This is a genomic window from Kitasatospora sp. NPDC028961, from assembly GCF_055564815.1.
The window spans coordinates 203,049-227,698 of record NZ_JBVHVO010000005.1; the positions used below are offsets into that span (position 1 = coordinate 203,049).

Annotated in this window: 19 protein-coding genes and 1 tRNA gene; 19 read left to right on the forward strand and 1 reads right to left on the reverse strand. The window is 72.6% G+C overall.

The annotated features are described in order from the left end of the window. Positions 1-23: 23 nt before the first annotated feature. The 4 genes from ACZ4UX_RS13225 to ACZ4UX_RS13240 all read left to right on the forward strand — a co-directional run bounded on the left by ACZ4UX_RS13225 (position 24) and on the right by ACZ4UX_RS13240 (position 5,235). On the forward strand, positions 24-1,727 hold the full coding sequence (locus tag ACZ4UX_RS13225) for a DUF885 domain-containing protein (protein ID WP_329489596.1): 1,704 nt from the start codon (positions 24-26) through the stop codon (positions 1,725-1,727). A 246-nt stretch (positions 1,728-1,973) separates the two neighbouring features. Further along, positions 1,974-3,521, forward strand: coding sequence for an MFS transporter (locus tag ACZ4UX_RS13230; protein WP_465706680.1), 1,548 nt, complete (start codon positions 1,974-1,976; stop codon positions 3,519-3,521). Between the two features lie 274 nt (positions 3,522-3,795). Continuing rightward, the gene (locus tag ACZ4UX_RS13235; RefSeq protein WP_465706681.1) at positions 3,796-4,791 is read left to right on the forward strand and encodes a trypsin-like serine peptidase; all 996 of its coding nucleotides are present in this window, start codon (positions 3,796-3,798) and stop codon (positions 4,789-4,791) included. 93 nt (positions 4,792-4,884) lie between these two features. Next, positions 4,885-5,235 (forward strand): LppX_LprAFG lipoprotein, encoded by a 351-nt coding sequence (locus ACZ4UX_RS13240; RefSeq protein ID WP_465706682.1) that lies wholly within the window; start codon positions 4,885-4,887, stop codon positions 5,233-5,235. 145 nt (positions 5,236-5,380) lie between these two features. On the opposite strand, the gene ACZ4UX_RS13245 is transcribed toward ACZ4UX_RS13240, so the two are convergent. After that, positions 5,381-5,452 (reverse strand) — tRNA-Arg (locus ACZ4UX_RS13245). A gap of 178 nt (positions 5,453-5,630) precedes the next feature. Here ACZ4UX_RS13245 and ACZ4UX_RS13250 point away from each other — a divergent pair. The 15 genes from ACZ4UX_RS13250 (at position 5,631) to ACZ4UX_RS13320 (ending at position 24,278) form a co-directional block, all read left to right on the forward strand. Then, a complete protein-coding gene (locus ACZ4UX_RS13250) occupies positions 5,631-6,059 on the forward strand; it encodes a response regulator (RefSeq protein WP_352289352.1) in 429 nt (142 codons plus the stop codon). A 73-nt stretch (positions 6,060-6,132) separates the two neighbouring features. Continuing rightward, the gene (gene argS / locus ACZ4UX_RS13255; protein ID WP_352289355.1) at positions 6,133-7,794 is read left to right on the forward strand and encodes an arginine--tRNA ligase; all 1,662 of its coding nucleotides are present in this window, start codon (positions 6,133-6,135) and stop codon (positions 7,792-7,794) included. Positions 7,795-7,881: 87 nt separating this feature from the next. Next, complete coding sequence (gene lysA / locus ACZ4UX_RS13260; RefSeq protein WP_465706683.1) at positions 7,882-9,273, forward strand: diaminopimelate decarboxylase; 1,392 nt, start codon at positions 7,882-7,884, stop codon at positions 9,271-9,273. Positions 9,274-9,409: 136 nt separating this feature from the next. Continuing rightward, a complete protein-coding gene (locus ACZ4UX_RS13265; protein ID WP_465706684.1) occupies positions 9,410-10,702 on the forward strand; it encodes a homoserine dehydrogenase in 1,293 nt (430 codons plus the stop codon). An 8-nt stretch (positions 10,703-10,710) separates the two neighbouring features. Next, positions 10,711-11,799, forward strand: coding sequence for a threonine synthase (thrC, locus tag ACZ4UX_RS13270; protein ID WP_329489603.1), 1,089 nt, complete (start codon positions 10,711-10,713; stop codon positions 11,797-11,799). A gap of 697 nt (positions 11,800-12,496) precedes the next feature. Next, on the forward strand, positions 12,497-13,432 hold the full coding sequence (thrB, locus tag ACZ4UX_RS13275; protein WP_465706685.1) for a homoserine kinase: 936 nt from the start codon (positions 12,497-12,499) through the stop codon (positions 13,430-13,432). Positions 13,433-14,036: 604 nt separating this feature from the next. After that, positions 14,037-16,151 (forward strand): transcription termination factor Rho, encoded by a 2,115-nt coding sequence (rho, locus tag ACZ4UX_RS13280; RefSeq protein WP_465706686.1) that lies wholly within the window; start codon positions 14,037-14,039, stop codon positions 16,149-16,151. Positions 16,152-16,277: 126 nt separating this feature from the next. After that, positions 16,278-17,423 carry an LCP family protein gene (locus ACZ4UX_RS13285; protein ID WP_465706687.1) on the forward strand — a complete coding sequence of 382 codons (1,146 nt, stop codon included), beginning with the start codon at positions 16,278-16,280 and terminating at the stop codon, positions 17,421-17,423. A 192-nt stretch (positions 17,424-17,615) separates the two neighbouring features. Then, positions 17,616-17,837: a 50S ribosomal protein L31 gene (rpmE, locus tag ACZ4UX_RS13290; RefSeq protein ID WP_329489607.1), complete on the forward strand. Its 222-nt coding sequence runs from the start codon at positions 17,616-17,618 to the stop codon at positions 17,835-17,837. Positions 17,838-17,964: 127 nt separating this feature from the next. Then, the gene (prfA, locus tag ACZ4UX_RS13295) at positions 17,965-19,041 is read left to right on the forward strand and encodes a peptide chain release factor 1 (protein ID WP_329489608.1); all 1,077 of its coding nucleotides are present in this window, start codon (positions 17,965-17,967) and stop codon (positions 19,039-19,041) included. A 60-nt stretch (positions 19,042-19,101) separates the two neighbouring features. Then, on the forward strand, positions 19,102-19,968 hold the full coding sequence (prmC, locus tag ACZ4UX_RS13300) for a peptide chain release factor N(5)-glutamine methyltransferase (protein WP_329489609.1): 867 nt from the start codon (positions 19,102-19,104) through the stop codon (positions 19,966-19,968). Positions 19,969-20,046: 78 nt separating this feature from the next. Then, positions 20,047-20,694 (forward strand): L-threonylcarbamoyladenylate synthase, encoded by a 648-nt coding sequence (locus ACZ4UX_RS13305; RefSeq protein WP_329489610.1) that lies wholly within the window; start codon positions 20,047-20,049, stop codon positions 20,692-20,694. A gap of 29 nt (positions 20,695-20,723) precedes the next feature. Beyond that, positions 20,724-21,374, forward strand: a complete 651-nt coding sequence (locus tag ACZ4UX_RS13310) for an arsenate reductase/protein-tyrosine-phosphatase family protein (RefSeq protein ID WP_329492247.1) — start codon at positions 20,724-20,726, stop codon at positions 21,372-21,374. 123 nt (positions 21,375-21,497) lie between these two features. Beyond that, on the forward strand, positions 21,498-22,802 hold the full coding sequence (locus ACZ4UX_RS13315; RefSeq protein WP_359803150.1) for a serine hydroxymethyltransferase: 1,305 nt from the start codon (positions 21,498-21,500) through the stop codon (positions 22,800-22,802). 132 nt (positions 22,803-22,934) lie between these two features. Further along, on the forward strand, positions 22,935-24,278 hold the full coding sequence (locus ACZ4UX_RS13320) for an MraY family glycosyltransferase (protein WP_352289373.1): 1,344 nt from the start codon (positions 22,935-22,937) through the stop codon (positions 24,276-24,278). The last annotated feature ends 372 nt before the right edge of the window (positions 24,279-24,650 follow it).

A 24,650-nucleotide genomic window follows, 5' to 3' on the forward strand; every position in this document is an offset into this window, starting at 1 on the left:
CCGGGCCGCGAAATGATGTCCGGATGGTTGAAGAACTGATCAGCTCCGACGGCACCACCCCGCGCCGTATTGCCGACGACTACGTGCAGGCCCTGGCCGAGCTCGACCCGCTGACCGCGGTGTACCTCGGGCTCAACCTCGACGACGACCGACTCCCCGACCTCTCCCCGGCCGGTGACGAGGCGCTCGCCGAACTCGGCCGCCGCACGCTCGCCCGGCTCGCGGACGCGGAGCGGGCCGGAGCTGCCGAGGACGAGGCCGAGCGCCGCTGCGCCCGGCTGCTGCGCGAGCGGCTCACCGCCTCGCTCGCCGTCCACGACGCGGGGGAGGGCTTCCGCGCGGTTCGCAACCTGGCCTCACCGGTCCACAACGTGCGGGACGTCTTCACCCTGATGCCCGCCGACACCGAGCAGCAGTGGGCGGTGATCGGGCGCCGGCTGGCCCGGGTGCCCCTCACGCTGGAGCAGTACCGGGCCACCCTCGCCGCGGGCATCGAGCGCGGTCTGCTCTCCGGCCCCCGTCAGGTGAGCACCGTGGTCGAGCAGCTCGGCGACTGGCTGGAGGGGGACGAGGCCGGCTGGTTCGGCGTCTTCGTCCGGCAGGCGCCCGAGGGGCTGCGCGCCGAGCTGGCCGGGCCCGCCGCCGCCGCGGCCGCCGCGGTGGCCGCGCTGCGCGACTGGCTGCGCGACGTCTACGGCCCGGCCGCCGCCGGCACCTCCGACACCATCGGGCGCGAGCGCTACGGCCGGTGGGTGCGCTACTGGACCGGCGCCGACCTCGACCTGGACGAGGCGTACGGCTGGGCCTGGCAGGAATTCCACGGCCTGCTCGCCCAGATGGAGGCGGAGGCCGAGAAGGTGCTCCCCGGCTCCACCCCGATGGAGGCGATGCGGTGGCTGGAGAGCGACGGCCCCGCCGTCCAGGGCGCCGAAGCGACGCGTGAGTACCTCCAGGGGCTGATGGACGGGGCGATCCGCGACCTCCAGGGCACCCACTTCGACCTGGCCGAGCCGGTCACCCGGGTCGAGTCGATGATCGCCCCGGCGGGCAGCGCGGCCGCGCCGTACTACACCTCGCCGTCGCTGGACTTCACCCGCCCGGGGCGGACCTGGCTGCCGACCATCGGCCGGGAGCGCTTCCCGGTCTGGGACCTCGTCTCCACCTGGTACCACGAGGGCGTTCCCGGCCACCACCTCCAGCTCGCGCAGTGGAACTACGTCGCCGACCGGCTCTCCACCTACCAGGTCAGCATCGGCGGGGTGAGCGCCAACATGGAGGGCTGGGCGCTGTACGCCGAGCGCCTGATGGACGAGCTGGGCTACCTCACTGACCCGGGCCACCGGCTCGGCTACCTCAACGCCCAGATGATGCGCGCGCTGCGGGTGATCGTCGACATCGGCATGCACGTCGGGCTGGACTTCCCCGCGGACTCCCCGTTCCGCCCGGGCGAGGCCGTCCTGCCGGACGCCGCCCGGGAGTTCTTCGGCCGGTACTGCGGGCTGGCGCCGGAGGTCCTGGACAGCGAGCTGGTCCGCTACCTCGGCATGCCCGGCCAGGCGATCGGCTACAAGCTCGGCGAGCGGGCCTGGCAGCGCGGCCGGGCGGCGGCCCGGGCGGCGCACGAGGCGCGCGGTGAGGAGTTCGACCTCAAGGCCTGGCACATGGCGGCACTCTCGCAGGGCTCGCTGGGGCTGGACGACCTGGTGGCGGAGCTGGCCGCGCTGTAGCGCGGTGCCGACGACGGCGGGTCCCCCGGCCCGGGCGGCCGACGGCCCGGCCCCCGGGTGCAGGGGCACCCGGGGGCTCTTCGCCGCCTCCGGCCGGGGCGGGCCTGGTCCCGTGGTCCCGGGCCAGTGGTCAATTAGTCCCATTCGTCCGATTTGGTGAGCTTTTTCCTTGCCATTCGCCGCGCGGAGCGTTTGGCTGGAAGGCGACTGCGTGACCTCTCCGAACCCCTGCGGAAGGCTCCCCCAGTGTCTGCTCAACCTGCCACCGGTCCTAAGGCGGCGGACAGTCGTCGCTGGTGGGCATTGGCGGTCATCGCCATCGCCCAGCTGATGATCGTCCTCGACATCACCATCGTGAACATCGCCCTGCCCTCGGCCCAGAAGGACCTCGGGATATCCGACGCCAACCGGCAGTGGGTGATCACCGCCTACACGCTGGCCTTCGGTGGCCTGCTGCTCCTCGGCGGCCGGCTCGGCGACCTCTTCGGCCGCAAACGCGTCTTCATCATCGGCCTGCTCGGCTTCGCCCTCGCCTCCGCGATCGGCGGCGCCGCGTCCGGGTCGGCGATGCTGTTCGCGGCCCGCGCCCTCCAGGGCGCCTTCGGCGCGCTCCTCGCCCCGTCCGCCCTGGGCCTGCTCTCCACCACCTTCAGCGATCCACGGGAACGCAGTACGGCGTTCGGCATCTTCGGTGCCATCGCCGGCGGCGGCGCCGCGATCGGCCTGCTCCTGGGCGGCCTGCTGACCGAGTACCTGAACTGGCGCTGGTGCCTGTTCGTGAACACCCCGATCGCCATCGCGACGGCCTTCGCCGCCTTCTCGATCCTCACCTCGGACCACGTCGCCAAGGGCCGCCGGGTCAAACTCGACCTGCCCGGCGCGTTCCTGGGCTGCGGCGGCCTGCTCGCCATCGTCTTCGGTACGTCCGAGGCGGTCAGCCGGGGCTGGGTGGACTGGCTGGTGCTGGGCTCGCTGGCGCTCGGCGCGCTCCTGCTGGTGGCCTTCGTGCTGGTGGAGCGGCGCACCGAACACGCGCTGCTGCCGCTGCACATCGTGGGCGAGCGCAACCGCGGCGGCGCCGCGCTCTCGATCGGCCTGGCGATGGTCGGGATGTTCGGCCTGTTCCTGTTCCTCACCTACTACCTCCAGGTGATCAAGCACTTCTCGCCGGTGATGTCCGGCGTCTCCTTCCTGCCGATGACGGCCGCCATCGTGATCAGTTCGACCGGGTTCGCGGCCCGGCTGATGACCAGGGTGCCCTCGCGCAACCTGATCGGGCCCGGGCTGCTGCTGGCCGCGGCCGCGATGGCCTGGCTGACCCAGATGAAGGTGGACAGTCCGTGGGCCGGCATGGTGCTCCCCGCCGAGCTGCTGCTCGGCTTCGGGATGGGCCTGGTGTTCATGCCGGCGATGAGCCTGGCCACCCTGGGCGTCGCCCCGAACGAGGCCGGCGCCGCGTCGGCCACCATCAACTCGGCCCAGCAGGTGGGCGGTTCCGTCGGTACGGCGCTGCTGAACACGATCGCGGCCAGTGCCACCGCGACGTACCTGGCCACCCGGATCGCCGGCAATCCCCAGGTCCAGGCCCAGGGCGCGGTGCACGGGTACGTGATCGCGACCTGGGTGGCGATGGGCATCCTGCTGGCGGCGGCGCTGATCGCCTTCCTGATGATCAACCACCGCCCGGCACCCGGCGAGGCCACCGGGGAGACCGTGTCCGGGGCGGGCGCGCAGGCCGGCGCGACGGCCACCGCGGGGGCGGCGGCGCCGAGCCACCGGCAGCGCGCCCGATGAGCCGCGGCCCCGGCACCCGCGCCGACTGAAAGATGCCCCGAGGTCCCGCAGTCGACCTCCGGCGCCTCCCCGCTCCCGGCCACCCCGGGAGCGGGGAGGCGCCGCCGTGCCGGGGGGCGCCGGACCCCGGGGTGACGCCTCGGGACCGACCGGCCCCGGGCCGCCGGGCGGAGGATTTCTCATCCGGCTCCCAGCCGGACATCACAGCCCTCCCAGCTCCCTGGGCCATAGTCGGACGGTACTCGCACCGACATCCAGGTCAGGAGGACCAGGCATGGCCCAGCACCGTCGCCTTCAGCCCCGACGCCGGCTTCTGGCCCCCACCCTCCTCACCCTGCTTTCGGTGCTCACCGTGGCGGCCGTCGTCACGGGCGCGCACAGCGTGACCTCGGAGGTGACGGCGGCGGGCAGCCCGACGGTGACCGCCCCGGCGGCCGCCACGTCGTCCCCCTCGCCCGCGCCCTCGTCCTCTGCCTCGCCGCCGGACGCGGCGGCGCACGCGGCGGCCCCGGCCACCACCGGGGCGCCCGCGGACGGGGCCGCCGGCGAGGCCACCACCGACCAGGCCGCCGCCGAGGCGCCCACCGACCCGGCCACCGCCGCCGTCACCGTCCCGGGCCCGCTCGGCACCACTGCGGTGGCCCCGGCCACGCCCGAATCCGCCACCGTGGGAGCCCTGTTCAGCGGAAAGGCCACGGCGGGCGACCACTTCTGCACCGCCAGCGTGCTGCACAGCACCACGAAGAACCTGCTGATCACCGCCGCCCACTGCCTCGACAGCGCCGCCGGGGTCACCTTCGTTCCCGGCTACCGCGACGGCGCCGCCCCCTACGGCACCTGGCGGGTCACCGCGATCCACACCACCACCGGCTGGTCGCGGGACGGCGACCAGGACGAGGACTTCGCCGTCCTGGAGACCGCGTCCGACGGCGGCCGCCGGATCGAGGACGTGGTCGGCGCCAACCAGCTCGGCACCGACGAGCCCTTCGGTGTCACCGTCCGCCTCTACGGGTACCCGAGCGGCACCGAGGCGCCGCTCCTGTGCGGCAACACCACCGGCCGCCAGAGCACCTACCAGCGCGTCGTCGACTGCCCCGGCTACCCCGGCGGCACCAGCGGCGGCCCGTGGATCAGCACCACCACCGGCCATGTGGTCGGCGTCATCGGCGGCTACCAGGAGGGCGGCGACAGCCCCGACACCTCCTACAGCGCCGCCTTCGACCACACCGTGGCGGCCCTCTACGAGGAGGCGGTGGAGGCGGCCTCCTGAGCCCGGCCCGGAATCCTCTGGATCGAGAGCCTGACGACGGCCGACGCCAGCCACCTGCGCGACCTGTCCACGTCGGGTGACGAGTGGGCCGAGATGCCGCGCTCCACCGACAACGCGGTCGTCGACCACACCGACTACGCCAAGCTGCTGCTGGCCGCCGGCCCCGGTGCGCACAAGGGCATGGAGACGCGTGACGGCGTCGCCGTCCACCACCTCACCGGCCACCTCAGCACCGAACAGCTGAGCACCGTCGACCCGCGGACGTACAAGTCGCTGAAGGCGAAGGGCACCACCGGCTTCGACTTCGACCAGTGGATCGACCGCGCGGGCCGCACCCGCTACGCCGAGCAGCAGGTCGAGATGAAGGGCGTGAAGGCGGTCAACGAGGTCACCTTCTCCGACTTCGGCCCGGCCGAGACCTTCGCCGCCCCGGCGGCCGGCTGACCACGAGCCGCCCGGAGCCCCGGGGCCGCCGTCCTTCCCGGGCGGCGGCCCCGGTCATGCCGCCCGCCCCGCCGCCGACATGACGAAGGCCCAGATCCGTGGATGAACTCCACTGATCTGGGCCTCTGTTGCACTTCTCGCGAAGTGCCCCCGGCAGGATTCGAACCTGCGCACCCGCCTCCGGAGGGCGGTGCTCTATCCCCTGAGCTACGGGGGCCTGCTTGGTGTTGTCGTCGCGTTCGCTTCGACGTGGAGAACATTACCAGGCCCGGGGCGTGGTCCGTGCACGGGTTTCCACCACCGGCCCGGTGGCGGGGAGCGGAGCGGGGCCGGAGGGGGAGCGGAAGTCCGGAAAGGCCGGACGGAGCGGCGGGCGCGCCGATACCCTCGGTGAGGTGTCGGGAGTGTCCGGGCGGGTCCTCGTGGTGGACGACAGCGAGGTGATCCGCCAGCTGATCAGGGTCAACCTGGAGCTGGAAGGCTTCGAGGTGGTGACCGCCGCCGACGGCGCCGAGTGCCTGGAGGTGGTCCGCCGGGTGCGGCCGGACGTGGTGACGCTGGACGTCGTGATGCCGCGGCTGGACGGCCTGCGGACGGCGGCCCGGCTGCGGGCGGCGCCGGTGACCAGCGGGCTGCCGATCGCGATCGTCAGCGCCTGCACGCCGGCCGACCTCGACCTCGGGGAGGCGGTCGGGGTGGACGGCTACCTGGGCAAGCCCTTCGACCCCGCCGATCTGGTGGCGCTGGTGTGGCGGCTGATGGCGCGGGCGGCGAGGCCGGACGGGTTTCGCCCTGAGCGAACAGAGCGCACGGATCGCGGCTGAGCACGGCGCGCGGGCGTCTCAACCGGCAAACCGGGTGGCGAGCGGGTACCCCGTCTCGCCTACGCTTGGCGTCGTGACCCCCGCAGAGCTTTCCCAGGCAGTCCAGGCCGCAGTGAGCGCCGCCGTCGAGGCGGGCGAGCTGGCCGTCGCCGTGCCCGAGCACGTGACGGTCGAGCGACCCAAGAACAGGGACCACGGCGACTACGCGACGAACGTGGCCCTCCAGCTCGCGAAGTCGGCCGGTCGGCCGCCGCGAGCCGTGGCCGACCTGGTGGCCGCCCGTCTGCGTGAACTGCCCGGGGTCGCCAAGGTCGACATCGCCGGGCCGGGCTTCCTGAACATCACGCTCGACGCCGCCACCCAGGGCGCGCTGGCGCGGAGCATCGTCGAGGCGGGCGAGTCCTACGGCCGCAACGAGGCGCTCAAGGGCCTGAAGATCAACCTGGAGTTCGTCTCCGCCAACCCGACCGGCCCGATCCACATCGGCGGCGTCCGCTGGGCCGCCGTCGGCGACTCGCTCGCCCGGGTGCTGCGGGCCACCGGCGCCGACGTCACCACCGAGTACTACCTGAACGACGCCGGCGTGCAGATCTCCAAGTTCGCCGGCTCGCTGAAGGCCGCCGCCAACGGGCAGCCCGTGCCGGCCGACGGCTACGTCGGCGAGTACATCGTCGACATCGCCAAGGCGATCGTGGACGGCGTCCCCGGCGTGCTCGACCTGCCCGAGGGCGAGCAGCTGGAGGTGTTCCGCACCGAGGGCCTCAAGCTCATGGTCGCCGAGATCCAGCGCTCGATGGAGGAGTTCGGCACCCACTTCGACGTCTGGTTCTCGGAGAAGTCGCTGCACGACTCCGGCGCCGTCGAGAAGGCCATCGAGCGGCTGCGCGAGCAGGGCCACGTCTTCGACCGGGACGGCGCGATCTGGCTGCGCACCACCGACTTCGGCGACGACAAGGACCGCGTCCTGGTCAAGGCCGACGGCGAGACCACCTACTTCGCCGCCGACGCCGCCTACTACCTCTCCAAGCGCGACCGCGGCTCCGAGGTCTCCGTCTACATGCTGGGCGCGGACCACCACGGCTACGTCAACCGCCTCAAGGCCATCTCGGCCTGCGCGGGCGACGACATGGACCGCAACATCGAGGTCAAGATCGGCCAGTTCGTGAAGATGCTTCGCGACGGCGAAGAGGTCCGCATGTCCAAGCGGGCCGGCAACATCATCACCATCGACGACGTGGTCGACTGGATCGGCGTGGACGCCGCCCGGTACACCCTGGCGCGCTCCTCCACCGACTCCACGATCACGCTCGACATCAACGTGCTGACCAGCCAGACCAACGAGAACCCGGTCTACTACGTCCAGTACGCGCACACCCGGATGTGCGGCGTCGCCCGCAAGGCCGCGGAGCTCGGCGTCGACAAGGGCCCGGCCGGGGACTTCAAACCCGAGCTGCTCGCCACCCAGTGGGAGAACGACGTCCTCGGCGCCCTCGGCGAGTTCCCGCGGATCCTGGCCACGGCCGGCGAGCTGCGCGAGCCGCACCGGGTCGCGCGCTACCTGGAGGACCTCGCGGGCAAGTACCACCGCCTGTACGAGAACTGCATGTTCCTGCCCAAGGGCGACGAAGAGCTCAACGACACGCACCGGGCCCGGCTGTGGCTGGTCGAGGCCACCCGCACGGTCATGGCCAACGGCCTCACGCTCCTGGGCGTGACGGCGCCCGAGCGGATGTAGGACCACCCCCAAGCGCACAGCGGGGGCGGCGGACGGTCAACGAGGACCGTCGCCGCCCCTCGCCATAAGCCAAGGAAGTAAGCAGAGATGAGCCGCTCCGCACACCCCGCAGGCCCCCGGCACGGCGACGTGCTGACCGAGGGCCACTACCAGGCGCCGCCGAGCGACCTGAACGCGCTCGACCCCAAGGTCTGGTCGAAGACCGTCGCCCGCGGTGCGGACGGCGTGGTCACCGTCGGCGGCCTCGACGTCAAGCGGCTCGCCGCCGAGTTCGGCACCCCGGCCTACGTCATGGACGAGGACGACTTCCGGACCCGGGCCCGCTCCTGGCGCGAGGCCTTCGGCACCGGCGCGGACGTCTACTACGCGGGCAAGGCCTTCCTGTCCAAGGCGGTCGTGCGCTGGCTGCACGAGGAGGGCCTCAACCTCGACGTGTGCAGCGTCGGCGAACTGGCCGTGGCGCTGGCCGCCGGGATGCCGCCGGAGCGGATCGCGCTGCACGGCAACAACAAGTCGGTGGACGAGCTCGAACACGCGGTGAAGACCGGCGTCGGCCACATCGTGCTCGACTCCTACGAGGAGATCGAGCGGCTGGCCGCGATCGCCGGCCGGCAGGGCGTGCGCCAGCCGGTGCTGATCCGGGTCACGGTCGGCGTCGAGGCGCACACCCACGAGTTCATCGCCACCGCCCACGAGGACCAGAAGTTCGGGCTCTCGCTGAACGGGGGCGCGGCGGCCGAGGCGGTCCGCCGGGTGCTCGGCCACCCCGGCCTGGAGCTGCGCGGCATCCACTCGCACATCGGCTCGCAGATCTTCGACACGGCCGGCTTCGAGGTCGCCGCCCGCCGGGTGGTCGGCCTGCTCGCCGAGATCCGCGACGAACACGGCGTCGAGCTGCCCGAGATCGACCTCGGCGGCGGCCTCGGCATCGCGTACACCAGCGAGGACGACCCGCGCGAGCCGGCCGAGATCGCCGCCGCGCTGGCCGACATCGTCCGCCGCGAGTGCGCCGCCGCGAACCTGAGCGCCCCCCGGCTCTCCGTCGAGCCCGGCCGCGCGATCGTCGGCCCGACCGCCTTCACGCTGTACGAGGTCGGCACGATCAAGCCGCTGGAGGGTCTGCGCACCTACGTCAGCGTGGACGGCGGCATGTCGGACAACATCCGCACCGCGCTCTACGACGCCGAGTACTCGGTGGCCCTGGTGTCGCGCGCCAGCGCCGCCGAGCCGATGCTGGTCCGGGTGGTCGGCAAGCACTGCGAGTCCGGCGACATCGTCGTCCGGGACGCCTTCCTGCCGGCCGACCTGGCCCCGGGCGACCTGATCGCGGTGCCCGCCACCGGTGCGTACTGCCGCTCGATGGCGAGCAACTACAACCACGCCCTGAAGCCTCCCGTGCTGGCCGTCAAGGACGGTGCGGCCAGGGTGATCGTCCGGCGCGAGACGGAGGAGGATCTCCTGCGTCTCGATATCGGATGACGAAATTCTTGTCTCAGATCATGGAACGACCGTAGATCCGTACGGAAAGTCCCGGAGACTGGTACAGACCGAAGATCCGGCGGATCCCCGAAATACCGCCGGAAACCGAAGCACGAAGAATGCAGAGCGGAGTCGGATGATGCGTACGCGGCCGCTGAAGGTGGCGTTGCTGGGCTGTGGTGTGGTGGGCTCCGAGGTGGCGCGCATCATGACGACGGACGCCGCCGACCTCGCCGCGCGCATCGGCGCGCCGGTCGAGCTCGCCGGCATCGCGGTCCGCCGGGCCGGGCGGGTGCGCCCGGGCGTGCCGGAGCACCTGATCACGACGGATGCCGAGGCCCTGGTCAACCGGGGCGACATCGATGTGGTGATCGAGGTGGTGGGTGGCATCGAGCCCTCCAAACACCTCCTCCTGTCGGCGTTCCGCAACGGCGCCTCGGTGGTCAGCGCCAACAAGGCGCTGCTCGCCAAGGACGGCACCGAGCTGCACGCCGCGGCCGCCGAGGCCGGGGTGGACCTGTACTACGAGGCCGCGGTGGCCGGCGCGATCCCGCTGATCCGCCCGCTGCGCGAGTCCCTGGCCGGGGACAAGGTCAACCGGGTGCTCGGGATCGTCAACGGCACCACCAACTTCATCCTCGACAAGATGGACAGCACCGGCGCCGGCTACTCGGAGGCGCTGGAGGAGGCCACCGCGCTCGGTTACGCGGAGGCGGACCCGACGGCCGACGTGGAGGGCTTCGACGCCGCCGCCAAGGCCGCGATCCTGGCCGGTATCGCGTTCCACACCAAGGTCACCGCGGCGGACGTCTACCGCGAGGGCCTGACCGAGGTGACCGCCGCCGACATCGCCTCCGCCAAGCAGATGGGCTGCGTCGTCAAGCTGCTGGCGATCTGCGAGCGGGCGGCCGACGGCGCGTCCGTCACCGCCCGGGTCCACCCCGCGATGATCCCGCTCACGCACCCGCTGGCCTCGGTCCGCGAGGCGTACAACGCGGTGTTCGTGGAGGCCGAGGCGGCCGGCCGGCTGATGTTCTACGGCCCGGGCGCGGGCGGCGCGCCGACCGCCTCGGCGGTCCTCGGTGACCTCGTCGCGGTCTGCCGCAACAAGCTCGCCGGCGCCACCGGCCCCGGCGACTCGGTGTACACCCGGCTGCCGGCCAAGCCGATGGACGAGGTCGTCACCCGGTACCACGTCAGTCTCGATGTGGACGACCGCGCGGGCGTGCTCGCCCAGGTGGCGTCCGTCTTCGCCGACCACGGGGTCTCCATCGACACCGTGCGCCAGCAGGGCCGCGACGGCGACGCCTCGCTCGTCGTGGTCACCCACCGTGCCACCGACGCCGCCCTGTCGGCGACGGTCGACAAGCTCCGCGCGCTGGACAGCGTGCGGGACGTGGCCAGCATCATGCGGGTCGAAGGGGAGTAGGAAGAGCCATGAACGCCGTGATCGCCAGAGGCGCGCACACCCACCAGTGGCGCGGGCTGATCGAGGAGTACCGTGACCGCCTGCCGGTCAGCGACACCACGCCCGTGGTCACCCTGCTGGAGGGCGGCACGCCGCTGGTGCCCGCCCAGGTGCTCTCCGAGCGCACCGGCTGCGAGGTCTACCTCAAGGTCGAGGGTGCCAACCCCACCGGGTCCTTCAAGGACCGCGGTATGACGATGGCCATCTCCAAGGCCAAGGAGGACGGCGCCCAGGCCGTCATCTGCGCCTCCACCGGCAACACCTCGGCCTCCGCCGCCGCCTACGCGGTGCGCGCCGGGATGGTGTCGGCGGTGCTGGTGCCGCAGGGCAAGATCGCGCTCGGCAAGATGGGCCAGGCACTGGTCCACGGCGCCAAGATCCTTCAGGTGGACGGGAACTTCGACGACTGCCTCACCCTTGCGCGTGAACTGTCCGAGAAGTACCCGGTGGCGCTGGTCAACTCGGTGAACCCGGTGCGGATCGAGGGCCAGAAGACCGCCGCCTTCGAGATCGTGGACATGCTCGGCGACGCGCCGGACATCCACGTGCTCCCGGTCGGCAACGCGGGCAACATCACCGCGTACTGGAAGGGCTACCGCGAGTACGCCGCCGACGGACTGTCCACCCGGACGCCGCGCATGTGGGGCTTCCAGGCCTCCGGTTCGGCCCCGATCGTGGACGGCGCCCCGGTGCTCAAGCCGCAGACCATCGCCACCGCGATCCGGATCGGCAACCCCGCCTCCTGGGACTACGCGCTCGCCGCGCGGGACGAGTCGGGCGGCCTCATCGACAAGGTGACGGACCGTCAGATCCTCTCGGCCTACCGGCTGTTGGCCGCGCAGGAGGGTGTCTTCGTGGAGCCCGCCTCGGCCGCCTCGGTGGCCGGCCTGCTGGCCAAGGCGGAGGCCGGCCTGGTCGACCCGGGCCAGCGGATCGTCTGCACGGTGACCGGCAACGGCCTCAAGGACCCGGACTGGGCGGTGGCCGGCGCGCCGCAGCCGCAGATCGTCCCGATCGACCCCGAGGCCGCCGCCCAGCGCCTCGGCCTGCTCGACTGACCGGAACCCGCCTGACCGGAACCCGCCTGACCTGGCCGAATCACCGCCCCCGGACCAGGATCCGCCCAGCCGACCCCGCCTTGAGCCGAGGGGGCACGGCGACGCCGTAGGGGCGGGAGAAGCGAGGACACTCCGAGCCGACCCCGCCCCGGGCCGACCCCGCCCCGAGCCGAAGGGGCGCGCCGGTGCCGAAAGGGAGAAGCGAGGACACTCCGAGCCGACCCCACCCCGAGCCGAACCCGCCCCGAGCCGAAGGGGCGCGCCGGTGCCGAAAGGGAGAAGCGAGGACGCCCCGAGGAACGAGGGGCGTTGGAGCGACGAGTGTCGGCGCCGGGTCGAGCGCCCCGGAGGCGAGCGGGCGAACACACTGTGGGCCGACCCCCCCTTTCGGGGGGCGGCCCACAGCCGTTCTCGGCTGACACTTTTGTGTCAATTCAGCCACGTATTCCGGTGCCATTCCGGCACGTATTCCGGCCAGAAACGGCAACACACCAGATCGAAGGCCCACGGGGTGTACCACTGTGGAACCTCTCTTCGATACTCTGGGTTCGGCCGTGTGGCACATGCCCCGGGTCCGACCCCTCCAGGGGTCGCGACGACGGCTGTGACCGCCCACCCCGATCGGGGCCCGCGGCCCCCTCCCACCCTCGCACCGACGCGCTTCGCGCCGCCCGATTTCCCCAGGAGAGTCCACCGCATGGCCGGTCCTGCGTTCCGTGCCGCCGCCGTCCGGGTCCGGGTTCCCGCGACCAGCGCCAATCTCGGCCCGGGCTTCGACGCCTTCGGACTCGCGCTGGGTCTGTACGACGACGTGGTCGTCCGGGTCGCCGACTCCGGGCTCACCGTCGACATCGCCGGGGAGGGCGCCGAGACGCTCGCCCGGGACGAGCGCCACCTGGTGGTGCGCGCGATGCGCGCCGCCTTCGACCGGCTCGGCGGCCAGCCGCGCGGCCTCGAAGTGGTCTGCGCCAACCGGATACCGCACGGCCGTGGCCTGGGCTCCTCCTCCGCCGCGATCTGCGCCGGCATCGTGGCCGCCCGTGCCGTCACCATCGGCGGCCCGTCCGCGCTGGACGACGACGCGCTGCTGGCCCTCGCCTCCGAGCTGGAGGGCCACCCCGACAACGTCGCGGCCTGCCTGCGCGGCAACTTCACGGTGGCCTGGACGGACGAGGAGTCGGCCAAGGCCGTCACCCTGGAGCCGTCCGACCGGGTCGTCCCGGTGGTCTTCGTCCCGGCGACCGAGGTGCTCACCGAGACCGCCCGCGGTCTGCTGCCCCGGACCGTCCCGCTGGCCGACGCCGCCGTCAACGCCGGCCGTGCCGCGCTGCTGGTCGAGGCGCTGACCCGCCGGCCCGAGCTGCTGCTCGCCGCGACCGAGGACCGGCTGCACCAGGACTACCGGGCCTCCGCGATGCCGGACAGCGCCGCCCTGGTGGGCGCGCTGCGCGCGGAGGGCATCCCCGCGGTGATCTCCGGCGCCGGCCCGACCGTACTCGCGCTCACCGACGAGGCGGGCGCCGGCAAGGTGCTGGCCTTCGCCGAGGACGCAGGTCAGGGCGGTGCGGTGTTCGCCGCACACCGTCTGGAGCTCGACCGGGCCGGGGCCTCGGTGCTCCCGCTCGACGGCTGAGCACCGGTCCGGCGGCCCGGATCCGGCCGTGTCCGGGCCGGACCGTCCGGACACGATTGGCAAGCGCAAGGCTGGGGAATGTCTGAGGGGGTCGGTAGTGTTAACCTCATTGCTGCACCAGGTGCCCTCCGGGGCTCGGTGCGCCGCGTCCCGATCCCAGCACTCCGCCCAGGCGGAGTCCCGGCGATGTACGGGGCGACGATTCTCCGGGAGCCCACCGCAGCGCGTACGCAGCCTGCCTGCGCGACTTGCGGCCGCATCCCGAAGCCGTGACGGCACCTGACTCCCACCCGCGGCCTCCCACCTTGAGGCAAGGACGGGCGGAGCGCGGGCCACCGTCACGCGACGGGGGCCCGGGATTCGCAGGCAGCGTGGGGGTACCACCCGGCCATGGCCGGCTGGGGGAGGGTCGGCATGCGACCGTCCCACCGCGCCAATCAGCACCACCGTGCATCACGCACCGCACCTCGCAGCTCTCCTCCGACTGGCTACCCGCCATCCGGGGGATCACCGCCTCGGACCGACGCAGTCGAGCGTTGGTCAGGACAGCACAACCGGTCGCCGAGCCAGACAGGCCGACGTCCGCTCCAGGGAAGGACCCTTAGTGAGCGACACCACCGATCTGATGGGCGCGCGCCCGGACGCCGAGGCGTCGGACGCAGCCGCCGCCCCCGCGGCCCCGGCCCGGCGCCGTCGCACCGCTGCCGCGGGCCTGGACGGCCTCGTCCTGGCCGAGCTGCAGAAGCTCGCCTCGACGCTCGGTATCAGCGGCACGGGACGCCTGCGCAAGAGCCAGCTGATCGAGGCCATCAAGGAGAAGAGCGGCGGGGACCCGCTGCTCGCCGCCGGTGCCGCTCCCGCCGCCGCTCCGGCCGCCAAGCGCACCGCCGCCAAGGCCGGCTCCGCCGAGCCGGCGGAGAAGCCCGCCCGCCGGACCAAGGCCGCCCAGGCCGAGGCCCCGGCCGCCGACGAGCAGGCCCAGATCGACATCCCGGTCCAGGCCGCCGCCGAGACCGCCGCGCCGGCCCGTGCCGAGCGCACCCGCCGCCGGGCCACCTCGGCCGCCGGCGCGCCGACCGCCGACGCGGTCGCCGAGGCGCCCGCCGCCGTCGCCACCGAGGCCAAGCAGGCCGAGGCCCGCCCGGCCGAGTCCCGCGGCTTCGAGGGCCGCGAGGAGGGTCGTACCGAGACCCGCCGGGACCGCCGGGACCGCCGCGACCGCCGCGAGGGCGGCGAGCGCGAGGGCCGCCAGGAGGGCGGCGACGCCCAGGCCGGCCAGGACGCCGACTCCCGCGAGTCGCGTCGTGACCGCCGCAACCGCCGGGACCGTGCCGACCGCCAGGGCGGCCAGGGTCAGGGCCAGGGTGGCCAGGGCCAGCAGCAGGGCGGTCAGGGCGAGAGCCAGCCGAGCCGCCAGAGCGGTGGCCAGCAGGCCCAGCCGCAGGCGCAGCAGGGCGGCTACGACGACGACGAGTTCGGCGACGGCCGTCGCGGCCGCCGCGGCCGCTACCGTGACCGCCGGGGCCGTGGCACCCGCCGCGAGGGCTTCGAGGTCGGCCCCGCCGAGCCGCAGGTCGGCGACGACGACGTGCTGATCCCGGTCGCGGGCATCCTCGACATCCTCGACAACTACGCGTTCGTCCGGACCTCCGGCTACCTGCCGGGCCAGAACGACGTCTACGTGTCGCTCGCCCAGGTCCGCAAGAACGGCCTGCGCAAGGGTGACGCCATCACCGGCGCGGTGCGCCAGCCGCGCGACGGCGAGCGCCGCGAGAAGTTCAACGCCATGGTGCGGCTGGACTCCGTCAACGGCATGGACCCGGAGAGCGGCCGCGGCCGTCCCGAGTTCAACAAGCTGACCCCGCTCTACCCGCAGGACCGACTGCGCCTGGAGACCGACCCGGGCATCCTGACCACCCGGATCATCGACCTGGTGTCGCCGATCGGCAAGGGCCAGCGCGGTCTGATCGTCGCGCCGCCGAAGACCGGTAAGACGATGGTGCTGCAGGCGGTCGCCAACGCGATCACCCACAACAACCCCGAGTGCCACCTGATGGTCGTCCTGGTGGACGAGCGTCCGGAAGAGGTCACCGACATGCAGCGGTCGGTGAAGGGCGAGGTTATCTCCTCGACCTTCGACCGCCCGGCGGAGGACCACACCACCGTCGCGGAGCTGGCCATCGAGCGCGCCAAGCGCCTGGTGGAGCTGGGCCACGACGTGGTGATCCTGCTGGACTCGATCACCCGCCTGGGCCGCGCCTACAACCTGGCGGCGCCGGCCTCCGGCCGCATCCTGTCCGGTGGTGTCGACTCGACCGCGCTGTACCCGCCGAAGAAGTTCTTCGGTGCCGCGCGCAACATCGAGAACGGCGGCTCGCTGACGATCCTGGCCACCGCGCTGGTCGAGACCGGCTCGCGGATGGACGAGGTCATCTTCGAGGAGTTCAAGGGCACCGGCAACATGGAGCTCAAGCTCGACCGGAAGCTCTCGGACAAGCGCATCTTCCCGGCCGTCGACGTCGACGCCTCCAGCACCCGCAAGGAGGAGATCCTGCTGGGCAGCGAGGAGTTGGCCATCGTCTGGAAGCTCCGCCGGGTGCTGCACGCGCTCGACTCGCAGCAGGCGATCGAGCTGCTGCTGGACAAGATGAAGCAGACCAAGAGCAACGCCGAGTTCCTCATGCAGATCGCCAAGACGACCCCCGGGTCCGGCGACTGACCGCTGCCGAGCGGCTCGTGAGCACAGAACCCTGGTCCGCGCGAGCGGGCCAGGGTTCTCTGCTTGTTCCAGAGTTGGGACATTTGGAACCCTATGGATCATGTTGTCCGATTTACTCTGGACCGTATGGCCGACCACAAGAGGATCCCGAGCCGCCGCCGCACGGTCCTGAGGGTGGCCGCGTGCGCGTTCGCCGCGCTCGTCGTCCTCGGCGCCGGTGCGGCCGGGTACGCGTACTTCAAGCTGAACGGCAACATCAAGAGCGTCGACATCGACGCCCGGCTGGGCACGGCCCGGCCGCCGTCCGCCACCGACGGCTCGTTCAACATCCTCGTCCTGGGCTCGGATTCGCGGGCCGGCGGGAACGGCGCGCTGGCCGGTGGGGACACCGGCGACACCGCCCGTTCGGACACCGCGATGGTGGTGCACGTCGACCAGGGCCACACCCGGGCCGACGTGGTCTCGATACCCAGGGACACCCTGGTCACCCGCCCCGACTGCACGGACGGCAAGGGCAAGACCGCCGCCGGTGCCAAGCGGGCGATGTACAACAGCGCGTACGAGACCGGTGGCGCCGCGTGCGCGGTCAAGACCACCGAAGCGCTGACCGGCCTGCGGATGGACCACTACATCGAGATCGACTTCGCCGGCTTCGCCCGGGTCGTCGACGCGCTCGGCGGGGCCACCGTGACCACCACCGTCCCGATCGACGACAAGGACAGCGGGCTGAACCTCGCGGCCGGCGAGCACCACCTCGACGGGCAGCAGGCGCTGGCCTTCGTCCGGACCAGGCACGGCGTCGGCGACGGCAGCGACCTCGGCCGGATCGAGCTGCAGAAGCAGATGGTGAAGTCGCTGCTCGGACAGGCCGGCGGGATCGGGCTGTTCGGCAACCCGGTCAAGCTCTGGTCGGTCGGCGACACCCTGACCCGCAGCATCACCACCGACTCGGCGCTGGCCTCGGTGAACTCGCTGGTGGGGCTGGCCGAGGAACTCAAGGGGATCGGACCCGACCAGCTCTCGATGGTCACCCTGCCGGTGGTGACGGCGCCCGGCGACGCCAACCGGGTGGTCGCCCAGCAGCCCCGGGCCGACCAGCTCTGGGCGGCCCTGAAGGCCGACCAGCCGCTCCCGCAGGCCGTCCTGGCCGAGCAGCCGCAGAACCCCGCCCAGACCACCCCGGCGGCCCCCACGGCGGCCCCCAAGGCCTCCGGCAGGGCCTCCGCGCAGCCCGCCGCGGGCACCGCGGCGAGCCCCTCGCCGCGGCGCTGACCCGCCCGCCGGCCGGCCGGTGGCAGCCCCCGTGGCCGCCCCGGCGGTCCCGTCGGCCGGGCCCGGAATATCCCGGAACGCGACCCGGTTTGGGAAGAAGCGACCGGTCCTGGCAGACTGGTACGTCGGTCCCGGTTCACGTGCGGCATTCAAGCCGCCGACCCGGTGCCCTCCCGAACCTAGGAGATCCCCTTGAAGCCCAACGTTCACCCCGAGTACGTGGTCACCCATGTGACCTGCACCTGCGGCGCCGAGTTCACCACCCGCTCGACCGAGACCAGTGGCGAGATCCGCGCCGAGGTCTGCTCGCAGTGCCACCCGTTCTACACCGGCAAGCAGAAGATCCTCGACACCGGTGGCCGCGTGGCCCGCTTCGAGGCCCGCTTCGGCAAGCAGCACAGCGCGAAGGCCTAGCGCTCCCTCGGCGCCGGTTTCCGGTGCCCCCGTACTCGTTCCGGGGGCGCTGGAGACCGGCGCCGTTCGCGTCCCACGACTCGTCCGTGTCATCCCTCCACCGGTTCCCAGGGAAGAAGGCCCCTTCATGTTCGAGGCAGTCGAAGAGCTCCTCGTCGAGCACGCCGACCTCGAAACGAGGCTGGCCGACCCCTCCGTCCACGCCGACCAGGCCAACGCGCGCAAGCTCGCCAAGCGGTACGCCGAGCTGACGCCGATCACCCGGGTCTACCGGGCCTGGCGCCAGGCCGGCGAGGACATCGAGGCAGCGCGCGAACTCGCCGCCGAAGAGCCGGAGTTCCTCGCCGAGGTGAAGGACTCCGAGGCCCGGCGCGAGGAGCTGACCGAGGAGCTGCGCCTGCTGCTCGTCCCGCGTGACCCGAACGACGACAAGGACGTCATCCTGGAGATCAAGGCGGGTGAGGGCGGCGAGGAGTCGGCGCTCTTCGCCGGCGACCTGCTCCGGATGTACCTGCGCTTCGCCGAGCGGATCGGCTGGAAGACCGAGATCATCGACGCCAACGAGTCCGACCTCGGCGGCTACAAGGACGTCTCGGTGGCCGTGAAGACCAGGGGCAGCACCGAACCCGGCCAGGGCGTCTGGGCCAAGCTGAAGTACGAGGGCGGCGTCCACCGCGTGCAGCGCGTCCCCGCCACCGAGTCGCAGGGCCGCATCCACACCTCCGCGGCCGGCGTGCTGGTCACCCCCGAGGCCGAGGAGGTCGAGGTCGAGATCGTGGCCAACGACCTGCGGATCGACGTCTACCGTTCGTCCGGTCCCGGCGGGCAGTCCGTCAACACCACCGACTCGGCGGTCCGGATCACCCACCTCCCGACCGGTATCGTGGCGTCCTGCCAGAACGAGAAGAGCCAGCTGCAGAACAAGGAGCAGGCGATGCGCATCCTGCGTTCGCGGCTGCTGGCCGCCGCGCAGGAGGAGGCCGAGCGGGAGGCCTCGGACGCGCGTCGCAGCCAGGTCCGCACGGTGGACCGCTCCGAGCGCATCCGCACCTACAACTACCCCGAGAACCGCATCTCGGACCACCGCACGGGCTTCAAGTCCTACAACCTGGACCAGGTCCTGGACGGCGAGCTGAACGCGGTGATCCAGTCCTGCGTGGACACGGACGCCGAGGCCAAGCTCGCCGCGGCCCAGCAGAACTGAGACCGGCCTCCGGGCCCGAATGCACCAGAGAAGCCGCAGCGCAGAAACAAGAGGTCGTTCGTGAACCTGCTGCTTGCCGAGGTGGCCCAGGCCACCCAGCGGTTGGCCGCGGCCGGCGTGCCGTCGCCGCGCTTCGACGCGGAGGAGCTGGCCGCGCACGTCCACAGCGTGAAGCGCAGCCAGCTGCACACGGTGAAGGACGCGGACTTCGACGCCCGGTACTGGGAGGCCGTCTCCCGCCGCGAGGCGCGTGAACCGCTGCAGCACATCACCGGCCGCGCGTTCTTCCGCTACCTGGAGCTGGCGGTCGGCCCCGGCGTCTTCGTGCCCCGCCCGGAGACCGAGTCGGTCGTGGAGTGGGCCATAGACGCCGTCCGCGACATGGACGTCGCCGAGCCGCTGGTGGTCGACCTCTGCTCCGGTTCCGGGGCCATCGCGCTCGCCCTCGCCCAGGAGCTGCCGCGCTCCACGGTGCACGCCTTCGAGCTGGACGAGGGTGCGCTGCGGTACACCCGGCGCAACATCGAGGCCAGCTCCGACCGGGCCCGGGTCACCCTGCACGCCGGCGACGCCACCAAGGCCTTCGAGGACGACCGCTCCTGGGACGGCCGCTTCGACCTGGTGATCTCCAACCCGCCGTACATCCCGCTCACCGAGTGGGAGTACGTCGCCCCCGAGGCCCGCGACCACGATCCGCAGATGTCGCTGTTCTCCGGCGAGGACGGGCTGGACACCATCCGCGGCATCGAGCGGGTCGCCGCCCGCCTGCTGCGCCCGGGCGGCGCCGTGGTGATCGAGCACGCCGACACGCAGGGCGGCCAGGTGCCGTGGATCTTCAACGAGGAAGGTGGTTGGACGGACACCGCCGACCACCGCGACCTCAACAACCGGCCCCGCTTCACGACGGCCCGAAGGGTCTCGCTGTGAACACCCGGTGCACCACCACCGGGCGCGGAGCCGCGCTGTGAACGCCGTCATGAGTCATCTCGGAAGGGGACCGCACCGATGAGCCGCCGCTACGACTGTGCCGATGCCGGGGACCGCGCCACCGGTCTGCGCGAGGCCGCCTCGGCCATCCGCCGCGGCGAAATCGTCGTGCTGCCCACCGACACCCTGTACGGGGTCGGCGCCGACGCCTTCTCGCCGGAGGCCGTCGCCGCACTGCTGGCCGCCAAGGGCCGGGGCCGCAACATGCCCTCGCCCGTCCTGGTGGGCTCGCCGACCACCCTGCACGGCCTCGTCACGGACTTCTCCGAGCAGGCCTGGGAGCTCGTCGACGCCTTCTGGCCGGGCGGGCTGACCCTGGTCGCCAAGCACCAGCCCTCGCTGCGCTGGGACCTCGGCGAGACCCGCGGCACGGTCGCCGTCCGGATGCCGCTGCACCCGGTCGCGATCGAGCTGCTGAACGCCACCGGCCCGCTCGCCGTCTCCAGCGCCAACCTGACCGGCGGCCCGTCCCCCGCCACCTGCGACGAGGCCCAGCAGCAGCTCGGCGACGCGATCTCCGTCTACCTGGACGGCGGCCGGGCCGACCACGCCGTCGCCTCCTCCATCGTCGACGTCACGGGCAAGGTCCCGGTCCTGTTGCGGGCCGGCGCGATCAGCGCCGAGCAGCTGAGGGAGGTCGTCCCCGACCTGGAGGCCGGCAGTTGACGACCGCCTCCCTCCACTCCGGGCCCGGCATATCGCCGTACCTGAGCGTGGGCCCCAGGCCGCTGGACCACTTCCGCATCCTGTTCGTCTGCACCGGGAACATCTGCCGCTCGCCGATCGCCGAGCGGCTCACCCGGCGTGAACTGGACACCCGGCTCAGCCCCCGGGTGGCCGGCCGGATCCTGGTGGAGAGCGCCGGCACCTGGGGCCACGTGGGCGCGCCGATGGAGGACCACGCCGCCACGGTGCTGGACGAGTACGGCGCCGACAGCGGCGGCTTCGCCGGCCGCGAGCTGCTCGACGAGCACGTGGTCGAGGCCGACCTGGTGCTCACCGCGACCCTGGACCACCGCGCCCAGGTGATCTCGATGGGTCACGAGGCGGGGCTGCGCACCTTCACCCTGAAGGAGTTCACCCGCCTGGTCCGGACGATAGACCCGGGCACCCTGCCCGATCCGCGCCGCGGCGCCGACGTCACCGAGCGGGCCCGCGCCCTGGTCCGGGCCGCGGCCGCGCTGCGAGGCTGGCTGCTCGCCGCCAGCCCGGAGTCCGACGAGGTCCACGACCCGTACGGCGCGCCGATCGGCATGTTCCGCAACTGCGGCGAGGAGATATTCGACGCGGTGGACCCGGTGGTCACCGCCCTCACCGGCATGCCCTCCCCGCGCTCCGTGCGGTGAGCCGCCGCCGGCCCCCGGGCCGGCGCCGCCCGGGCGGGTGCATCGGGTCCGCGTCGGCAGGCCGCGGGCGGGGCCCGGTCCTACGCTGGAGGCACCTGCCCGACGCTGCCCGGGAGCTCCGCCATGACCGTCACCGATGCCGCGACCGGTTCCTCCGAGACGACGGGGCGGTGGGCGTCCGAAGCGCTGCGCCGGGCCGACCCGCAGCTGGCCGATCTGCTGGCCGCCGAGGCCGAGCGCCGCGCCGAGACGATCCAGCTGCTGGCGGGGGAGAACCTCACCGATCCGGCCGTCCTGGCCGCCCTGGGCGGCCCGCTGATCGACAAGTACGCCGAGGGCTACCCCGGACGGCGCCACCACACCGGCTGCGCCCTGGCGGACGCCGCCGAGCTGCTGGCGATCGACCGGGCCCGTCAGCTGTTCGCCGCCCCGCACGCCAACGTCCAGCCCCGCTCGGCCACTTCGGCGATGCTGGCGGCGTACGCCGCGCTGCTGCGCCCCGGTGACGTGGTGCTGGCGATGTCGCTGGAGCACGGCGGCCACCTGAGCTGCGGCTCGCGCGCCAACTTCTCGGGCCGCTGGTTCGAGTTCATCGGCTACGGGGTGCGCGAGGACGACGGCCTGATCGACCTCGACCAGGTCCGCGAGCTCGCCCGCCGGCACCGGCCGAAGGCCATCGTGGCCGGCTCGATCTCCCACCCCCGGCACCCGGACTGGGCGGCGTTCCGGGCGATCGCCGAAGAGGTGGACGCCTATCTGATCGCCTCGGTCGCCCAGACCACCGGCCTGGTCGCGGCCGGTGTGGCGCCGTCCCCGCTGCCGTACGCGGACGTCACCGTGGCCGCCACCCACAAGCTGCTCCGCGGCCCGCGCGGCGGCCTGCTGCTCTCCACCGCCGAGCTGGCCGAGCGGATCGACCGGGCGGTCTTCCCGTTCAGCCAGGGCGGCGCCGCGATGAACGAGGTGGCCGGCAAGGCCGTCGCCTTCGCCCGGGCGGGCACCCCCGAGTACCGCGCCTACGCCCACCGCACGGTCGCGGGGGCGCGGGTGCTGGCAGCGGGGCTCGCGGAGGCCGGGATGCGCCCGTTGACCGGCGGTACCGACACCCATCTGGTGACGGCCGACGTCCGACCGCTCGGGGTCAGCGGGGCCGAGGCCGAGCGCCGCTGCGCCGCCGCCGGTCTGCTGCTTGGCAAGTGCGCGCTGCCGTACGACTCCGCGCCGCCGTCCGAGGCCTCCGGGATCCGGCTCGGCAGCGGGACCGTCACCACCCAGGGCATGGGGGAGGCCGAGCTGGCCGAGATCGCCGCACTGGTCGGTCGCCTGCTCGTCGAAGGCACGGACGTCCGGATCGGGGCCCGGGTCCGTGAGCTGGCGGGCGCCTTCGCCGCCCCGGGCCGGGGGGCGTCGCACTCTCCTACCCGGTAGGGCGAACCGCGATGCACGCGTCGGGCGTCCGACTCAATAAGGTGTGTGCCGTGGCGACGCACCTCGAACCCCGGACAGGCACGGGAGTACCTTCGGTACCGACCCGTCGGACAGTGACGCAGGAGGCCAGTGGTGCGTGAGTATCTGCTGGTGCTGTTCTGCACTGCGGCCGTCACCTATCTGCTGACCGGCCCGGTCCGGAAGTTCGCGATCGCGGCCGGCGCGATGCCGCCGGTCCGCGCCCGTGACGTGCACCGCGAGCCCACGCCCCGGCTGGGCGGCATCGCCATGTTCGGCGGGCTCTGCGCGGGCATCCTGGTCGCCTCCCAACTGGACAACCTCAGCAAGGTGTTCTCGCAGGGCACCGACATCCGCGCGCTGCTCTCCGGCGCCGGGATCATGTGGCTGCTCGGCGTGCTCGACGACAAGTGGGGCGTCGACGCCCTGGTCAAGCTGGGCGGTCAGATGATCGCCGCCGGTGTGATGGTCTGGCAGGGCGTCACCGTGATCACCCTGCCGGTGCCCGGCGTCGGCGCGGTCGCGGTCAGCCCCACCCAGGGCATGGTCATCTCGGTCACCATGGTCGTCGTCATGGTCAACGCGGTGAACTTCATCGACGGCCTGGACGGTCTGGCCGGCGGCATGGTCTGCATCGCCGCGATGGCGTTCTTCCTCTACTCGTACCGGCTCTGGTACGGCTACACGATCACCGACGCGGCGCCCGCCGTGCTGTTCAGCGTGCTGCTGATCGGGATGTGCCTGGGCTTCCTGGCGCACAACCTGCACCCGGCGCGGATCTTCATGGGCGACTCCGGCTCGATGATGCTCGGCCTGATGCTGGCCGTCGCCGCGATCTCCATCACCGGCCGGGTCGACCCGGACCTCATCACCAGCGAGACCGGTTCGCAGACCGCCACCGTGCACGCCCTGGTCCCGATCTACATCCCGCTGCTGCTGCCGCTGACCGTCATCGCGCTGCCGCTGGCCGACCTGCTGCTCGCCGTGGTGCGCCGCACCTGGGCCGGCCAGTCGCCGTTCGCCGCGGACAAGCGGCACCTGCACCACCGGCTCCTCCAGGTCGGCCACTCGCACAGCCGGGCCGTCCTGATCATGTACTTCTGGGCCGCGCTGATCGCCTTCGGCACCGTGGCCTTCTCGGTCACCAACACCGGCCGCACGGTCGCCCTCACGCTGGCCGGGCTCTGCCTGGTCGGCCTGGTGGTGCTGCTCACCCCGCGCTTCCGCCCGCGCGCGCCGCGGGCCGTGCAGGCCTTCGTGCCGCCGCGCTACCGGCGCCGCAAGCCGGTCCGCGCCGCCGCACCGGTCGCCGAGGGCGAGGCCCCGGCCGCCGCCGCGGCCGCCTCGGAGCCGATGGCCGAGCTCTCCGCGAAGGACAAGGAGCTGCTCGGCGGCCTGGGCAAGGGGGGCTCGTCGGCGGTCGGCGGCCGGGGTCACGGCAGCGGTCGCGGCCACTAGTCCGAACGGCGGGGCCGACACCTGACACGCCGTCAAGGTGGTTCACTCGTACGGGGGCACCCTTGGGCCGTCAGTGTGACAGGTGCCACACAATCATGGTAAAGCTCTCATCAAATAGTTTGTGATACCGTTCACGAGTACCGAGAACACGCCGAAAGACCTGACAGGTGGAGGACTTCCGTCCCCGGTCGGTCTCCCTCGACGGACTCGCCGCAGAGCGGCCGGTCCACGGCGGTCCCTTGGTCGGTACCACCACCACGTTCTGTGCCCGTCCCCCTGCCACATCGACATGCCGCCGGAGCTGCCGACATGCCGTCCAACGACGCCCGGATCCTCCGAGGCGCCGCGATCCCCACTGCGGTCGCCGGAGTC